The 15,958-nt window shown below is 58.7% G+C and carries 19 protein-coding genes; 13 read left to right on the top strand and 6 right to left on the bottom strand.

Going from position 1 to position 15,958, the window contains the following annotated elements:
• The first annotated feature begins 1 nt into the window (after position 1).
• The gene (locus tag ACR3XE_RS08595) at positions 2-1,006 is read left to right on the top strand and encodes a nucleotidyltransferase domain-containing protein (protein WP_473700328.1); all 1,005 of its coding nucleotides are present in this window, start codon (positions 2-4) and stop codon (positions 1,004-1,006) included.
• Here the strand turns inward: ACR3XE_RS08595 and ACR3XE_RS08600 are convergent.
• Complete coding sequence (locus tag ACR3XE_RS08600; RefSeq protein ID WP_473698054.1) at positions 1,003-1,671, bottom strand: HAD hydrolase-like protein; 669 nt, start codon at positions 1,669-1,671, stop codon at positions 1,003-1,005. The genes ACR3XE_RS08595 and ACR3XE_RS08600 overlap by 4 nt on opposite strands.
• A gap of 58 nt (positions 1,672-1,729) precedes the next feature.
• On the opposite strand from ACR3XE_RS08600, the gene glmU reads away from it, so the two are divergent.
• The 3 genes from glmU (at position 1,730) to glmS (ending at position 5,316) form a co-directional block, all read left to right on the top strand.
• Positions 1,730-3,085: a bifunctional UDP-N-acetylglucosamine diphosphorylase/glucosamine-1-phosphate N-acetyltransferase GlmU gene (gene glmU, locus ACR3XE_RS08605; protein ID WP_473698053.1), complete on the top strand. Its 1,356-nt coding sequence runs from the start codon at positions 1,730-1,732 to the stop codon at positions 3,083-3,085.
• Complete coding sequence (locus ACR3XE_RS08610; protein WP_473698052.1) at positions 3,082-3,396, top strand: hypothetical protein; 315 nt, start codon at positions 3,082-3,084, stop codon at positions 3,394-3,396. The genes glmU and ACR3XE_RS08610 overlap by 4 nt, the downstream gene beginning before the upstream one ends.
• A gap of 96 nt (positions 3,397-3,492) precedes the next feature.
• The gene (gene glmS / locus ACR3XE_RS08615) at positions 3,493-5,316 is read left to right on the top strand and encodes a glutamine--fructose-6-phosphate transaminase (isomerizing) (RefSeq protein ID WP_473698051.1); all 1,824 of its coding nucleotides are present in this window, start codon (positions 3,493-3,495) and stop codon (positions 5,314-5,316) included.
• A gap of 34 nt (positions 5,317-5,350) precedes the next feature.
• Here the strand turns inward: glmS and ACR3XE_RS08620 are convergent, their stop codons facing one another.
• From ACR3XE_RS08620 to ACR3XE_RS08630, 3 genes are all read right to left on the bottom strand, one after another.
• Positions 5,351-5,539, bottom strand: a complete 189-nt coding sequence (locus ACR3XE_RS08620; RefSeq protein WP_473698050.1) for a hypothetical protein — start codon at positions 5,537-5,539, stop codon at positions 5,351-5,353.
• A 93-nt stretch (positions 5,540-5,632) separates the two neighbouring features.
• Positions 5,633-6,649: an aldo/keto reductase gene (locus ACR3XE_RS08625; protein WP_473698049.1), complete on the bottom strand. Its 1,017-nt coding sequence runs from the start codon at positions 6,647-6,649 to the stop codon at positions 5,633-5,635.
• 71 nt (positions 6,650-6,720) lie between these two features.
• Positions 6,721-7,299, bottom strand: coding sequence for a LysE family translocator (locus ACR3XE_RS08630; protein WP_473698048.1), 579 nt, complete (start codon positions 7,297-7,299; stop codon positions 6,721-6,723).
• Between the two features lie 86 nt (positions 7,300-7,385).
• Here ACR3XE_RS08630 and ACR3XE_RS08635 point away from each other — a divergent pair, with 86 nt between their 5' ends.
• The 8 genes from ACR3XE_RS08635 to queE all read left to right on the top strand — a co-directional run bounded on the left by ACR3XE_RS08635 (position 7,386) and on the right by queE (position 14,088).
• Positions 7,386-7,838: an Lrp/AsnC family transcriptional regulator gene (locus ACR3XE_RS08635; RefSeq protein WP_473698047.1), complete on the top strand. Its 453-nt coding sequence runs from the start codon at positions 7,386-7,388 to the stop codon at positions 7,836-7,838.
• A gap of 42 nt (positions 7,839-7,880) precedes the next feature.
• Entirely contained in the window at positions 7,881-8,891 is a 1,011-nt protein-coding gene (locus ACR3XE_RS08640; protein WP_473698046.1) for an LLM class flavin-dependent oxidoreductase, read from the top strand.
• A gap of 70 nt (positions 8,892-8,961) precedes the next feature.
• A complete protein-coding gene (locus ACR3XE_RS08645) occupies positions 8,962-10,149 on the top strand; it encodes an aspartate aminotransferase family protein (RefSeq protein WP_473698045.1) in 1,188 nt (395 codons plus the stop codon).
• Positions 10,146-11,072 carry an ornithine carbamoyltransferase gene (gene argF / locus ACR3XE_RS08650; RefSeq protein WP_473698044.1) on the top strand — a complete coding sequence of 309 codons (927 nt, stop codon included), beginning with the start codon at positions 10,146-10,148 and terminating at the stop codon, positions 11,070-11,072. The genes ACR3XE_RS08645 and argF overlap by 4 nt, the downstream gene beginning before the upstream one ends.
• 32 nt (positions 11,073-11,104) lie before the next feature.
• Entirely contained in the window at positions 11,105-11,983 is an 879-nt protein-coding gene (gene hslO / locus ACR3XE_RS08655) for an Hsp33 family molecular chaperone HslO (protein WP_473700327.1), read from the top strand.
• Positions 11,984-12,134: 151 nt separating this feature from the next.
• Positions 12,135-12,557, top strand: coding sequence for a DUF3617 domain-containing protein (locus tag ACR3XE_RS08660; protein ID WP_473698043.1), 423 nt, complete (start codon positions 12,135-12,137; stop codon positions 12,555-12,557).
• Positions 12,558-12,750: 193 nt separating this feature from the next.
• Complete coding sequence (gene queC, locus ACR3XE_RS08665) at positions 12,751-13,443, top strand: 7-cyano-7-deazaguanine synthase QueC (RefSeq protein ID WP_473698042.1); 693 nt, start codon at positions 12,751-12,753, stop codon at positions 13,441-13,443.
• 12 nt (positions 13,444-13,455) lie between these two features.
• Positions 13,456-14,088 carry a 7-carboxy-7-deazaguanine synthase gene (gene queE, locus ACR3XE_RS08670; RefSeq protein ID WP_473698041.1) on the top strand — a complete coding sequence of 211 codons (633 nt, stop codon included), beginning with the start codon at positions 13,456-13,458 and terminating at the stop codon, positions 14,086-14,088.
• A gap of 7 nt (positions 14,089-14,095) precedes the next feature.
• Here queE and ACR3XE_RS08675 read toward each other — a convergent pair whose 3' ends face one another.
• A complete protein-coding gene (locus ACR3XE_RS08675) occupies positions 14,096-14,419 on the bottom strand; it encodes a hypothetical protein (protein WP_473698040.1) in 324 nt (107 codons plus the stop codon).
• 10 nt (positions 14,420-14,429) lie between these two features.
• Positions 14,430-15,083 carry a lipoyl(octanoyl) transferase LipB gene (gene lipB, locus ACR3XE_RS08680; RefSeq protein WP_473698039.1) on the bottom strand — a complete coding sequence of 218 codons (654 nt, stop codon included), beginning with the start codon at positions 15,081-15,083 and terminating at the stop codon, positions 14,430-14,432.
• A gap of 131 nt (positions 15,084-15,214) precedes the next feature.
• Between lipB and ACR3XE_RS08685 the strand changes: the two genes are divergently transcribed.
• Positions 15,215-15,955, top strand: a complete 741-nt coding sequence (locus ACR3XE_RS08685) for a hypothetical protein (RefSeq protein WP_473698038.1) — start codon at positions 15,215-15,217, stop codon at positions 15,953-15,955.
• Positions 15,956-15,958: the final 3 nt, after the last annotated feature.

Raw genomic sequence — 15,958 nt, forward strand, 5'->3', positions numbered from 1 at the left:
GATGAGCTGCCTCGTCGATTTACTGGCCGGACGGCGAAAGAGTGGCGGCCTGACGCCGCGCGACTGGGACGCGGTGATCAGCGTCGCCCGCGCCGAGGCGCTGTTATCGACACTGGCGCATCAGCTCAAAGCGGACGACATGCCCGATAGCGTGGCGGCGCTGTTTGCCGATTTGCGCGTCTCCTCTGATCTGGCGCGGCAACAGGCTTTGTGGGAGGGCGAAATGGCGCGCCGTGCGCTGACGCCGCTCGGCCTTGAGTTTGTGCTGCTCAAGGGCACGGCCTATGCCGCCGCCGATATGCCCTGCGCCGCCGGACGTCAGATAGGCGACCTCGACATCATGGTCGCTGTACACAATCTCGCGCGGGCGGAAAATGCGTTACTGGCGGCGGGGTGGGAATGGGTCAAACCCGACCCCTATGACGACGCTTATTACCGCGACCATATGCATGAACTGCCGCCGTTGATCCACAAGGACCGCGACCGCATGATCGATGTCCACCATACGATTTTGCCAGTGACTCATCGCGTGACGCCCGACGCCGTCGCCATGATGGCGGAAGCGATGACGCTGGAGTCGGGGCTGCGCATATTGTCCCCGACCGACATGGTCTGTCATTGCGCGGCGCATATGATGGCGGACGGCGATTTGCAGGGCGGGCTGCGCAACCTGTGGGATTTTCATTGCCTGACTCGCGATTTTGTTGCGGCGGACAAGACGTTTTGGAACAAGCTGGATGTGCGTGCTGAGAGACATGGGCTAGTTTATGCGGTACATCGTGCAGCGCGTTTGGCCCATGACCTTTATGGCAGCACGGCTCCCTCAGACTGGACCAAGCCAAGTAATGGTGATCGCTGGTTTCGCCAGCGGTTTCTGGCACGTGACGACTGGGGACGGCCGACCCGGCCCATCATTCAACAGGGTTTTTACATTAGGTCGCATTGGCTGCGGATGCCGCCGCTGATGCTGGCCAAGCATTTGTGGACCAAGTGGCGGCGGCCTTAAAGTCGGGCCAAGAGCGGCAACAACTCATCAAAATGGTCGATGATATGGTCGGCGCCCAGCTCTTCGATTGGCTGGTGTAGAAACCCGAAACTCACTGCCACGCTGGTCACGTCCGCGCCCTTTGCCGCCATGACGTCATAGATGCTGTCGCCGATGAAAGCTGCACGCCCGCCGCCGCACCGTTTGATCATCTCGTGGATCGGTGCGGGAGACGGCTTGGCGTTTTCGATGCCCAATGTGTCCGCGCCCAATATGGTGCCCATACGCGATGACAGGGAAAGTTCGTCGAGCAGTTTGCGTGCCAGACTTTCAAATTTGTTCGTCACCACCGCATAGCGCACACCCATTTCGTCAAGGCTGTCGAGCAGCGCGAGCAGGCCGGGGAAAGGGCGGCTGTGAACAGAGACATGCGCCTCATAATAGCCGAGCAGTGCGCGATAGAGCGGTTTGAAGTCGTCTGCAGGCAATCCGCCGCTGGCTGCTAGCCCTTGCTCCAGCATATGCTTTGCGCCGAGACCGATCATCGGTTGGACCTGCGCTTCGCTGAGCGGCGGACGGTCGACTAGGGCCAAGGCATGATTGACCGAAGCGGTGAGATCGCCCGATGTGTCGATCAATGTGCCGTCGAGATCGAACCCGACAATCTGAAAAGGAAAATCCGTCATGGGGTCCGCATGGCGCGAAGCTATGGAATCCGCAACCATTTGCTGGCATGGCGCGGATATGAGCAATCCAGTCGCCGCCATCATCCTTGCCGCGGGCCAGGGCACCCGCATGAAATCATCGCTGCACAAGGTGCTGCACCCGATTGCCGGTCTCCCGATGCTGATGCATTTGATGGCCAGCGTCGATGCGCTGAATCCCGCAAAGAAGGTTGTCGTTGTCGGCAGCGGCAAGGACCAGCTTGAGGCGGCGCTTGCCGGTTCGGCAGACCTTGCGGTGCAGGAGCCACAGCTTGGTACCGGCCATGCGGTACAACAGGCCGAAGCGGCTCTCGCCGGTTTTGCTGGCGATGCTCTGATTCTCTATGGCGATGTGCCCTTTGTCCCGACCGCGACGATGCAAGCGATGATCGACCGGTTGAATGCCGATGATTCTCCCGCTGTGGTGGTTTTGGCCTTCGAGCCTGACGACCCCACCGGTTATGGCCGCGTGATCGTGAGCGAAAGCCGCATCACCAAAATGGTCGAGCAAAAGGATGCAAGCGACGACGAGAAGGCTGTGAAACTGTCCAATTCGGGCCTGATGGCGGTCAAGGCGCATGATTTGTTCTCCTTGCTGGGACGCGTCACCGACGACAATGTGCAAAAGGAATTTTACCTCACCGACATCGTCAATATCGCCAATGCGGATGGTCGTGTCTGCGTTGCTGTGACGACCGATCCCTTTGACGTTGCCGGTATCAACAGTCGCGCGCAACTCGCCGAGATGGAGGCCGCGTGGCAGCAGCGCCGCCGCCGCGCCGCGATGGCCGATGGCGTGACGCTGATCGCCCCCGAAACGGTGTGGTTCGCATGGGACACACAAATTGCCCGCGACGTGACGATTGAGCCCAATGTCTTTTTCGGACCCCGCGTGACCATTGCCGAGGGCGCGACGATCCGCGCGCACAGCCATATCGAAGGCGCGACCATTGGACCAAAGTGCGAGGTCGGGCCTTTCGCCCGGCTACGCCCCGGCGCGGTGATGGAAGAGAAGGCGAAAGTCGGCAATTTCGTCGAGATGAAAAAGGCAGTGCTGGGCAAGGGGGCCAAGGCCAATCACCTGACCTATTTGGGCGACGCGACGGTGGGGGCGGGCGCCAACATCGGGGCAGGAACGATAACCTGTAATTATGACGGCTATTTCAAATATCAGACGATCATCGGCGAACGCGCCTTCATCGGCAGCAACAGCGCGCTGATCGCGCCAGTGACAATCGGTAAAGACGCCATCGTCGCGGCGGGCAGCGCGGTGAGCCGCGATGTGGCCAACGGCGATTTGCGTATGGTCCGCGCCGAACAGTTGGTCAAACCGGGCTGGGCCGATCGCTTTCACGACACCATGCGCAAAAAGAAGGCAGCGGAGAAAAAAACGTGAGCGACCGTTATACCGACAAGCCGTTCCTGCGTTTCGTCGACGCCTATGTGCTCAAAGCCATCGGCCATCTTGATGAAGCGACTGACACCTGGTGCACTGCGATGGTGCCGCAGCTTGAGCAGAGTTTCGGATTGAAAGGCAGCTGGTCAGAGATTGTCGCGCAGCAGATGAAATTTTCGCCGCAATTGCCCGCCGAGATTCTGCGCATTTGGGCGGATGGCAAGAAGCGCTTTGAAGATGCGAATAAAGAGCCAGCCGATCCGGTGCAATTTGCCATGATCTATGTTGACAGGAACCTGCAGACAGTCTGAGCAGTGCCGCGCTACCTTCTCCTTTGCGTCACGCATTATTCCCCGAATATGTTGGTGGGTCGCATCCTTTAGTCGCTGTGAACGAAAGCAAATAGCATGTGCGGAATTATAGGTATTGTTGGCAAAGCAGCAGCGACCGACCGGCTGGTCGATGGGCTCAAGCGCATGGAGTATCGCGGCTATGACTCGGCGGGCGTTTGCATGGTCGAAGATGGTCAGCTTGTCCGCCGCCGCGCCGAAGGGAAATTGGCAAATCTGGTCAAGGAACTGAGCGGCAATCCGGCACCCGGCAATGTCGGTATCGCCCACACCCGCTGGGCCACCCATGGCGCGCCCACCACCAGCAACGCGCACCCCCATGCGACGGATGAAGTCGCGCTGGTCCACAATGGCATTATCGAGAATTTCAAGCCGCTGCGTGACGCTCTGATCGCGCGCGGACGTGTGTTCGAAAGCGAGACCGACACCGAAGTCGTTGCGCATCTGCTGAGCGAGCAGGTCGAGGCAGGCAAGTCTCCGCAAGAGGCCGTGCAAGCCGTGTTGCCGCAATTGCGCGGCGCTTTTGCGCTGGCGATTGCCTTTCGCCAGCATCCCGACTTGTTGATCGGAGCGCGATTGGGCTCCCCCTTGGTCGTCGGGTTTGGCGATGGCGAAACCTATTTGGGGTCAGACGCGCTGGCGCTGGCACCGCTCACCCAAAAGATCAGCTATCTTGAAGAGGGCGACTGGGCCGTGATCCGGCGCGATGACGCAGAGATATTTGACTCAGCAAACAAACCCGTCACCCGCGAAGTGACGACCAGTGGCCTTTCAGCGGCGACGACCGAAAAAGGACCCTATCGCCACTATATGCTCAAAGAGATTTTCGAGCAGCCGACGGTCGTGGCGCAAACATTGCGTAGTTATATCCGGCCACTCGAGCAGGCGGTGGCATTGCCGCAAATGGACTTTGACCTGTCGAGCATAAAGCGCGTCACCATCGTCGCCTGCGGCACCAGTTACTATGCCGGCATGGTCGCCAAATATTGGTTCGAACAGTTCGCGCGTGTCCCCGTCGACCTGGATTTCGCATCCGAGTTTCGATACCGCGAGCCGGTGCTGGAAAATGGGGGTCTTGCCCTGTTCATCAGCCAGTCCGGCGAGACGGCAGACACGCTCGCGGCGTTGCGTCATGCCCGGCAAGAAGGGCAGAAAATCGCCGTCGTCGTCAACGTCCCGACGAGCAGCATGGCGCGCGAAGCTGATTTGCTCCTTCCCACCCATGCCGGACCCGAAATCGGGGTGGCCTCGACCAAAGCCTTTTCATGCCAACTCGCCGTCCTCGCTGCGCTCGCCGCGCATCTGGCCGTCGTCAAAGGCCGCATGACGCGTGACGAGGAGCGCGCCGTGGTCAAGCATCTGACCGAGACGCCCGCCGCGCTCAACGAGGCGCTGGCGCATGATGAAGAGATTGCTGCGATGGCGCATCTGATCGCGCCTGCGCGCGACGTGCTCTATCTGGGGCGCGGCCCCGACTATCCGCTGGCGCTCGAAGGCGCACTGAAGCTCAAGGAAATCAGCTATATTCATGCCGAGGGCTATGCGAGCGGCGAGATGAAGCACGGCCCCATCGCGCTGATCGACGAGGCGGTTCCGGTGATCGTCATCGCGCCCAGCGGAGCGCTATTTGAAAAGACCGTCAGCAACATGCAGGAAGTCCGCGCGCGCGGCGGCAAGATCGTGCTGATATCTGACGCCGAAGGGCTGGCCGAGGCGGGCGAAGGCTGCATTGCGACCATCGAAATGCCCAAGGTTCACCCGCTGATCGCGCCGCTGGTCTATGCGGTGCCGGTGCAACTGCTCGCCTATCATGTGGCGGTGGCCAAGGGGACAGATGTCGACCAGCCGCGCAATCTGGCGAAGTCTGTTACGGTCGAATAGCGACGGGCGAGCCACCGGCTGCGCCCCAAGTTCGTTACCCCAGAGAGTTGGCCTGAGCGAGGATGCTTTCTGCGGTAGCCGCGATCGTGCCGACGACGAGCAGCGGTGCACCGCCGACCATGCCGACATTGGTTTGGCCGTTTTCGGCTTCGCGCAGCCAGGCGACATTGGCTGCGACGACCAGATAATCGCCGCCGCGCGAGTTTAGGGAAATGAACTTCATACTTAATGTCTCCTGACACAACCCCACTGGGCTCAAGACATTGCGTTGGTATGAAGATTTGCTGTCTTTAAGAAAAAATGCGGGACGTGACGGTCATCCCATCGGGTAGAGGATGTCCTTCCCGACCTGATTGATCGCCTTGATGACATCATTATCGAGGACCAATTCGGATGCCGCCAATATCGGATCGAGCTGATCATATTGGCTGACCCCAACAATCGTCGAGGCGACAAAATCATGCTGCTTGGACCATGCCGTTGCCAACGTCACCGGATGCACCCCGGCCTCGGCGGCAATTGCCATATAGCGCTCTGTTGCGGAAAGGCTGCGGTCGTTGACGAAGCGTTGTGCCATTGCCGTGTGCCGTCCGCCTTTGCTCAGATAGTCTGAAAAACGGGCGCCTTCGGGGGTCGCGCCGTCCTGATATTTTCCTGACAATACGCCGCCAGCCAGCGGGGAGTAGGAGATCAGGCTGACGCCTTCCTGACGACATACCTGCTTCAGTTCATCCTCGAACCGGCGGTTGTTGAGGCTGAAATTATTCTGGATGGTGTGGAAGCGCGCGGTACCAAGGCGTTCGGCCACTGCGATGCTTTTCATCAAACCCCAGCTGGTCTCGTTCGAACAGCCCAACACCCGCACCTTGCCCGCGCGCACCAGTTCGTCGAGCACCTCCATAACCTCGTCATAAGGACCGTCATGGTCGGGCCAATGGGTCTGGTACAGATCAATATAGTCGGTTTGCAGCCGTTGCAGGCTGTCCTCGACAGCGGTGGTGATATGGTGGCGATCGAGTGCGGTCATGCCGCCGCGCTTGGGGGATTTGAACCAGACATGGCTCGGTCCCGAAACCTTGGTTGCCACGATCAGCGAATGGCGGTCTTTGGTTTTGAGCCAGCGCCCGACAATCTCTTCGGTCCGTCCGACCCATTTGACATCGGGCGGGACCGGATAGCCCTCTGCGGTGTCGAAAAAGTCAATTCCTTCATCGACGCAGCGGTCAAGGATGCGAAAGGCCTCGGCTTCGTCGGTCTGGCTGCCAAAGGTCATGGTACCCATGCAAATGTCGGAAACATAAAGGGCGCTCTTGCCCAGTCGGCGGCTTTTCATTGCGGGTCATTCCTTCAAAGCGGAGGGAAGATGTACATAGGTTGCCGAATGAAACCTTGCAATCGACGCATTCAGATAATTAACGCGAGCGAGGCGATGAGAAGCGTTGCCATCGTCCAGTTGAAGGCGCGTAGCCGAGAGCGGCTAGATAGCCAGTTGCGCACCGCCTGCCCCATCACTACCCACAGGCTGGTCGAGGGCAGGTTGATGATGCCGAATATCAGCGCGACGAACAATATAGTGCTGATACTGCGTTCGGGGGCATAAAGCGCGATCGCAGTTAGTGCCATGGACCACGCCTTTGGATTAACCCATTGAAATAAAATCGCCTGTAAAAAATTCATAGGTCGCCCTGCAGCGCCGCCTTGCACATCGGGGGCAGCGGCGTTGGCAATTTTCCATGCAAGCCACAAGAGATAGGAGACGCTGAGAGCCTTTAAGGCGATACTGAACAGCGGGAACATATTCAGCATCCCCATCAAACCTATGCCGACGAGGGTAATCATCAGCATGAAACCGAAGGCTACGCCCAAAGCGTGCGGAAAGGTACGGCGCAGGCCGAAATTGGCGCCAGATGCCATCAACATCATAGTGTTTGGCCCTGGCGTTATGGACGAGACGAGTGCGTACGCTGACAGCGCGAGGAGCATGGATTGGTTCATGATGAGCAATATAATGCGATCTATAGCGCTGTGAGTTGCAAATGTGCCGCATATCTGAATATAATATGCAATATATGAGTGAAATAGACGCCATTGGACGAAATATATTGTGTCATCTGTCTCAAGATGGACGAATCTCTAATGTCGACCTTGCCGACCGGGTCGGGCTGTCACCTTCGGCCTGTTTGCGGCGGGTGCAGGAGTTAGAACGCAGCGGGGTGATTAAAGGCTATCGTGCACAGATCGATGCAACAAAGATAGGATTGACCTTTATCGCCTATGTCACTGTGGGCTTGTCTCGGCATGCCAAAGATTCCCAACAGGGATTTGAAGCCGCAGTCGCGTTGGCACCCGAAGTTCGCGAATGCCACAATGTTACGGGATCGATCACATATATACTGCGGGTCGAGACGGTCGATCTTGCAGCATACAAGCATTTCCACACCGAAATTCTTGGCGTATTGCCGCAGGTCAATTCTATCACGACCTATGTGCTGATGGATTCGCCAAAGGACGAACGTGCTTAATCGAACCTTGAACCTTTATACTCGTGCCCGCATATCGGTTGCATGACGAAACTCTCCTTGCTCGACCTTGTTCCTGTCACCAATACCGGGACAATAGCTCAATCACTTGCCAATGCAGCGGACCTTGCCAAACATGCCGAGGCGCTGGGCTATCAACGCTATTGGGTTGCCGAACATCATGGAATGACGGGGATCGCGAGTGCTGCGACAGCGGTTGTGCTCGCGCATGTGGGTGCGGCGACCTCGACCATTCGGATCGGGTCAGCAGGCATCATGCTGCCCAATCATGCGCCGATGGTGATTGCCGAACAATTTGGCACATTGGAAGCGCTGTTTCCCGGACGCATCGATTTGGGGTTGGGACGTGCTCCGGGATCGGATGGGCGCGTGGCGCAGGCGTTGCGCCGCAATCTTTCCGGCGATGAACGGCAATTCCCACAAGATGTTGTCGAACTCCAGGCGTTTCTGGCAGGTGATGATCGGCTGGGCATCACGGCGGTGCCGGGCGGCGGCAGCAACGTCCCGCTGTGGTTGTTGGGATCGAGCCTGTTCGGGGCGCAACTCGCCGCGATGTTGGGGCTGCCCTATGCCTTTGCTTCGCATTTTGCGCCCGACGCGCTCGATGAGGCGCTCGCCAACTATCGCCGCGATTTCAAACCCTCGGCGCAGCTTGATGCGCCTTATGCGGCGGCTGCCTTCAATGTCTTTGCCGCCGACACACGCGAGGAAGCGGCTTTGCTGGCGACATCGCAGCAGCAGGCGTTTGTCGCGCTGCGTACCGGCAATCCCGGTCGGATGAAGCCGCCGCTGGCCGGATATCCCGACTCGCTGCCGCCCAGCGCCCGCGCGATTCTGGACCATGTGTTGCAATGCAGCGCCATAGGTACGGTCGACGATGTTGAGGACGGCCTGAAAGGCTTTATCGAGCGCACCGGCGTTGACGAAGTCATCCTCTCCTCGTCCATCTATGATCATGATGCGCGCAAGCATTCGGTGGCACTTGCCATAGAAGCGGCAGCCCGTGTTGACGCGGCTTCGACGCGGGCAGTATAGGAAAGCCCCGACTTAGGGCGGCCCGCACGGGGTCGCCTTTTTACTTTGCCAGAATTGAAAGGTTTGTCCGATGGCTATTACCCCGTTGATGCCCGTCTACCCCCGGTGTGGGGTGCGTCCGGTTCGCGGAGAGGGTGCCTATTTGATTGGCGAGCGCGGCGAGCGTTATCTGGATTTCGCCAGCGGTATCGCCGTCAATTTGCTCGGCCACGGGCACCCGCATCTGACCAAGGCCATTCAGGATCAGGCGGCGACGCTGATGCATGTGTCGAACCTGTATGGCAGCCCGCAGGGAGAGGCCTATGCCGACCGGCTGGTTGATCATACATTCGCCGATACGGTTTTCTTCACCAACTCGGGTGCCGAGGCGGTGGAATGTGCGATCAAAACGGCGCGTGCCTATCATTCCAGCGCAGGTAACGCCCAGAAACACACGCTCATCACCTTCAACAACGCCTTCCACGGCCGCACCTTGGGGACGATTTCGGCGACCAATCAGGAAAAACTGCGCAAAGGGTTCGATCCGTTGTTGCCCGGTTTTGCCTATGCGCCCTTCGATGATCTGAATGCGGCGCTTGATTTGGTCGATGACAATACGGCGGGATTTTTGGTTGAACCGATTCAGGGCGAAGGCGGCATCCGTCCCGCGTCGCAGCCCTTCCTTCAGGGCTTGCGCGACATTTGCAACAAACGCGACATGATGCTGGTGTTTGACGAAGTGCAATGCGGCGTGGCGCGCACCGGCACGCTCTACGCGCATGAACAATTTGATGTGACACCCGACATTATGGCGAGCGCCAAAGGTATCGGCGGCGGCTTTCCGATGGGGGCATGTCTGGCAACCGAGGCGGCGGCGCGTGGCATGGTCATTGGCACCCATGGATCGACCTATGGCGGCAACCCGCTGGCGATGGCGGCAGGGCAGGCTGTGCTGGACGTTGTATTGGAAGAAGGCTTTCTCGACTCGGTCAAGGCAACCGGTGAGCGTCTGCGCGGCGCGCTGGAGCAGATGATTCCCAATCACGACCAGCTGTTCGACAGCGTGCGTGGCATGGGGTTGATGCTTGGCGTCAAAATGAAGAGTGAGAGCCGTCCTTTTGTAGCCCATTTGCGTGATAATCACGGGCTTTTGACAGTTGCGGCGGGCGACAATGTTATCCGCATCTTGCCGCCGCTCAACATCGAAGAATCGCACATCCACGAGTGCATCGAAAAATTGTCTGCGGGCGCGGCGAGTTATACGCCGCCCACCGCATGACACGTCACTTCCTGAACCTGTCCGACGCGGGCGGGGACGCGGTGGCGGCGATGCTCGCCGATGCGATTGACCGCAAGGCGGCGCGGACAGGATGGCCAAAGGGCAAGGCAGACGCTGATGCGCCTTTGGCGGATCATGTGCTGGCGATGATATTCGAAAAAAGCTCGACCCGCACGCGCGCTTCTTTCGACCTTGCCATCCGCCAGCTTGGTGGCTCGGCGATGGTGATGGAGGGCGGGCAGATGCAACTGGGGCGCGGCGAGACAATCGCCGATACTGCGCGCGTGCTGTCGCGTTATGTCGATGCCATCATGATCCGCACCGACGATCATGCCAAGATCGAGGAACTGGCGGAATATGCGACTGTGCCGGTTATCAATGGTCTGACGGACCTGTCGCATCCGTGTCAGATCGTCGCTGACCTTCTGACTCTGGTCGAGCAGGGCAAGGCGCTGTCGGGGCTCGAAATCGCGTGGATGGGGGACGGCAACAATGTCCTGTCATCGCTGATCGAGGCGGCGGGGCTGTTCGGATTTAACATTCGTGCGGGTTGTCCGCAGGGCTATGAACCAGACCCCAACTTTGTCGCCACAGCTCAAGAGCGCGGCGCGCGGATCAGCGTGATGCGCGATGCCAGCGAGGCTGCGTCAGGTGCCGATGTCATTGTGACCGATACCTGGGTGTCGATGGGGCAGGACCATGCCCATAGCAAACTGGCGGCGATGGCACCCTATCAGGTTACCGACCGCTTGATGGGCGAAGCGAAAAGCGACGCCTTGTTCCTGCATTGCCTGCCCGCACATCGCGATGAAGAGGTCATCGCGTCGGTGATCGACGGGCCGCAATCGCGCGTATGGGACGAGGCAGAAAACCGCGTTCATGCGCAAAAGTCGGTCCTGCTATGGGCTTTGGGAAAATTGTGAGCGAAAGAGTTGAAACATGGTTTGACCAGCCCATGCTGTTCACCATTGCGGCGCGGCATGTGCGGGGGCGTTTCGTGCGTCTGGGGCCAGCGCTCAAAATGATTTTGGTAGCGCATAATTATCCGCCAGTGGCTGAAAAGCTGCTCGCTGAGTCGCTGGTGCTGACCGTGTTGCTCGGCTCCACGCTCAAGACTGCCGATGGCCAGTTGACGATGCAGGCCCAAACGGGGGGTGGCCCGATTGAACTCCTCGTTTGTGACTATAAAGCAGGCGAACTGCGTGGATATTTGAAATTTGATGCCGAGCGACTGGCGGCGGCGGGGCCGGCCCCGACACTGTTTGCGCTCTTTGGAGAAGGTTTTCTGGCGATTACCTTTGATCAGGCGGTGACGGGTGAACGCTATCAGGGGATTGTCCCGCTCGAAGGATCGTCGATCGGCGCAGCCGCCGAGCATTATTTCGAACAATCAGAGCAGATTCCCAGCTTGATCAAATTGGCCGCGCGGCATGATGCCAAGGCCGGATGCGTCGCGGGCGGCCTGCTGCTCCAACATCTGCCCGAAGGCGAGGTCGGACGCGATCGCCTGCATGTGCGGCACGATCACCCCGAATGGGAACATGCCCGAACAATAGCGGCCACACTGAAAGACGAAGAATTGACCGATCCGGCGTCGTCACTCGAAACGCTAGCATGGAGGTTGTTCCACGAGGATGAGGTGCGAGTTGAACCCGGGGTAATGGTGTCGCGCGGTTGTCGTTGCAGTGTCGAGCATTTTGCTACCGTGCTGTCTCAGTTTCCGGCCGATCAACGCGCCGATATGGTCGATGAACAAGGAGATATTGTCGTGGACTGCGCCTTCTGCTCGCGACTCTTTCCGATTCCTTTGGGTGAGATCGAGGCGGCCAACTAGGCGAAGAAACCCGCCATGGGCCGCTTGATTGACGGCAAAGCGTGCGAAACTGTCGTTCGATGGTTGAAATTTCACGCCAACGCCATTATTGCCCGCCACACAGGGTCGCGTGTCCGCCTCCGCAAACGGGGGCTAAAGTTGGAATGAATACATGGCGATCTTATCGCGACTGGCCGGTTTGACCGGAGTTGCCCTCATCCTCTCTGCCGCTGCTGCCGGTCCTGCTTCCGCGCCCAGCCTGACGATGCTCGATCAGCTCGAAAAGGGGAGCTGGGAACTGCGTTCAAAGGATGATGGCTCTATCGTGCAAACCTATTGCCTGGGCGATGCGCGGCGCATGATCCAGATTTTCCACAGCCGAACCGGCTGTTCGCGCTATATCATCCAGGATGAGCCGACGAGCGTGACGGTTCATTACACTTGCCCCGGCGCCGGCCATGGGCGGACGACCATCCGCCACGAAACTAATCGACTGGTCCAGATCGACACACAGGGCATTGCCGGTGGCAAGCCATTTTCGCAAGCGATTGAGGGGCGTCGGGTTGGCGCATGTACGGCTGGCGGAACCCAATAACCTTGTGACATTCATGCCAAATTAACCATTTCGGCATAGCTGGGACCGGCACACATTTTGTGTGTAGCTTCTCCCTAAAACGGCCTTTGGCCGACCTGGGCCGTCAAACATCGTGTTTGGCGGCTCATTTCTTTTGGCCGTTGCAGCCCGCACAGGACTTGCGCCCGAGAAGAGGGAGACGTAACGGGCGGCCATGCAAGATATGCAGGGAAAACCGATTGTCGTCCTTTTGTCGGGCGGTCTTGATTCGCTCGTCTGTACGGGGCTGGCGCGCGAGGCCGACGCGCGTGTCATTGCGCTGACCATCGATTACAACCAGCGTCACCGCGTCGAATTGGACTCGGCGGCGCGCATCGCCTCAGAGCTGGGGGCGGTGGAGCATATTGTCCTGCCGCTCGATCTGCGCCGTTTTGGCGGGTCGGCGCTGACCGCCGATATCGATGTGCCAAAAGATGGACTGAGCAGCGATATTCCGGTCACCTATGTCCCCGCGCGCAACCTGATCTTTCTGTCGCTGACGCTGGGCCTTGCCGAAGCGCGCGGTGCCAGCGACATTGTTATTGGCGTCAACGCGCTCGATTATTCGGGCTATCCCGATTGTCGACCCGACTTCATTGCCGGTTTTGAGGATCTCGCCAGATTGGCGACTAGGGCGGGCGATGTCGGCACCGGATTTCGCATCCACGCGCCGCTGCAATATCTGGGCAAGGCCGAGATTGCTGCCGAAGCCGCGCGATTGGGGCTTGACGCGGGACTCAGCTGGTCCTGCTATGACCCGACCCCCGACGGCAAACATTGCGGCCAGTGTGACAGCTGTCGCCTCCGCAGCAAGGGGTTTCGTGACGCTGGACTGGTCGATCCGACTGTCTATGCGGCGGTCGCCTGAAGACGCGGGCGCATGGGCTATGCCATCAAAGAGATATTCCTGACCCTGCAAGGGGAGGGTGTGCAATCGGGCCGCCGAGCGGTTTTCTGTCGCTTTGCCGGATGCAATTTATGGAGCGGGCGCGAGGTTGATCGCGCCGCCGCCATCTGCAAATTTTGCGATACGGATTTTGTCGGAACCAACGGGACTCTCGGCGGAAAATTTGCCAACGCTGTGGCACTAGTGGAGGTGATTGCACAATCATGGGACGGCGACCGCGCCGACCGCTTTGTCGTCCTGACCGGTGGCGAACCGATGCTGCAGCTGGACGATGCGTTGATTACGGCCTTGCATGACGAAGGCTTTACCATCGCGATAGAAACCAATGGCACCATCGCCGTTCCGCGCAGCATCGACTGGATCTGCGTCAGCCCCAAAGCGGGGAGCAAGCTGGTTCAGACAAGCGGAGATGAACTCAAACTCGTCTGGCCGCAGCCGGGTAGTGATATTGAAAAACTCGCTGCGCTCGACTTCGCCCATCGACTCATCCAGCCGCTCGACGATCCCAATGCTGCCGCCAATGTTGCCCATTGTATCGATCTGGTGATGAGTGATCCGCGGTGGCGTCTGTCGCTTCAGACGCACAAGAATTTGGGCCTGCGATAAATCGCAGTCAGTTGTCTTCAGGCTCAACCTTTTTGGGAGTCGGTGCGGGATCGGTGATGCGTGCCTCGCCATCACTATCGGATTTCTCTTCAGCGTCTTTGGCCTCGGCCTTTTCGTCTGCATCCTTGCCCTTCTTTGTATCGGGCGTGCTGTTGTCCACGGCGGTTCCATCGATGTTGCTGTCATCAAGGATAATCATCGAGTCGCTGATCGTGCCCGGCTGAACTTCGACCGCATCCAATTTGGTCGTGGTCTTGCCATCGGGCGTTGAGGGGCTGCCGCAGCTACACAGAGCCAAGAGCAGGACGGTCGCGAACGGGCTTTTCTTCATGGGTCTGGTCCTAATTCTTCGTGGTCACATTGTCGAGAAAGCTTGGCAGGCTTTGTTGCAGTGCCGAATCGAGGTCGGCAAAGCTCGCTTTGTTTCCGAGCATCGCAAGGCTAGTTACGGGGAATTCGGCGATGCCGCAGGGCACAATGCCGCCGAAATGATTGAGGTCGGGCGCGACGTTGATGGAAAATCCGTGCATCGTCACCCAGCGACGCACTCGCACACCAATCGCACCAATCTTGGCCTCTTGGCCTGTCAAATCATCGGTCCAGATACCAATGCGACCTGGCGCGCGACGCGCGGCAACGCCGAGCAGGCCGAGCGCGTCGATGACCCAGCCTTCAAGCGCCGCGACATAGGCCCGCACATCACGGCCGCGCTGCGCCAGATTGAGCTGGACATAGCCGACGCGCTGTCCCGGACCGTGATATGTGTAGCGACCGCCACGACCAGCGGCATAGACCGGAAAGCGCGAATCGAGCAGCTCTGCCGGGTCTGCACTGGTGCCGGCCGTGTAAAGCGGAGGATGCTCGATCAGCCAGATGCGCTCTGCGTCATCCCCTGCGTAAATGGCCGCTGCACGCGCCTCCATATCGGCAAGCGCCGTTTCATAGTCGGTCAGTCCCGGAGCAATGTTCCATTCAGGTGCGTCGTGCAGGGCCATGGGAATTTTCCTGCCGCCAACTTGTCCCAAGAGCAAGAAGCAATAGAATCAAAAGGCTATCAAGGCTGGACATCGAAGGTCAAGATTGTCAGTCTGCGTGAATATCGGGGCAGTTATGATTGGGAGACGGAATGCGGCAGTTTGATATGGCAGCAGCTTGGGACGATACGATTCTGTTGCTACGCTCACACACGACCTTGACCATTGCAATCGCTGCTGTGTTCCTGTTCCTCCCGTCACTGGCCTTCAGTTGGTTCGGGCCACTCCCGGTGGAACCGCCCGTGGGGGCTTCCTTTGACCAGGCGATGGCAGCGATGCGTGAAAATTTCATTGGGTCGGTGCCGAGTCTTCTGATCAGCGGATTGTTAGCAGCGCTGGGCAGCGTAGCCATTTTGCGACTTTGGCTGGCGCGGGGCGGTGTTAGCGTGGGCGACTCGCTAATATTTGCGTTGACGATGTTGCCGACGATGATTGCCGTCCAGCTTTTGTCAGGCATTATGATGGGCGTTGCGGCGCTGCTGTTCCTTATTCCCTTGCTTTATTTGCTGGGCCGACTGTCTGTCGTGTCACCCGTGGTTGCCGATCTTGGTATCCGCAATCCTATCAAGGTCATTCAAAAGAGCTGGGAACTGACCAAAGACAATGGCTGGATGATCTTTTTGTTCCTGTTTCTGATCGGACTGGTGATGATCATCTTTATCTTGCTGCTCGGCGCCTTGGGTGCGCTTTTTGGTGGTCTGGAGGCCGGAAGATTGGTCAGCGGCACATTTAGTGCCTTCGCTTCGGCGGCGGCGGGCTGGATTTCCGCCGCAGTGTCGGCGGCCATTTATCGGCAACTGTCATCGCAAAGCAGAAGTGAGGTTTTTAGCTGATAA

It is taken from the genome of Sphingopyxis sp. 10G20-10 (assembly GCF_057365075.1).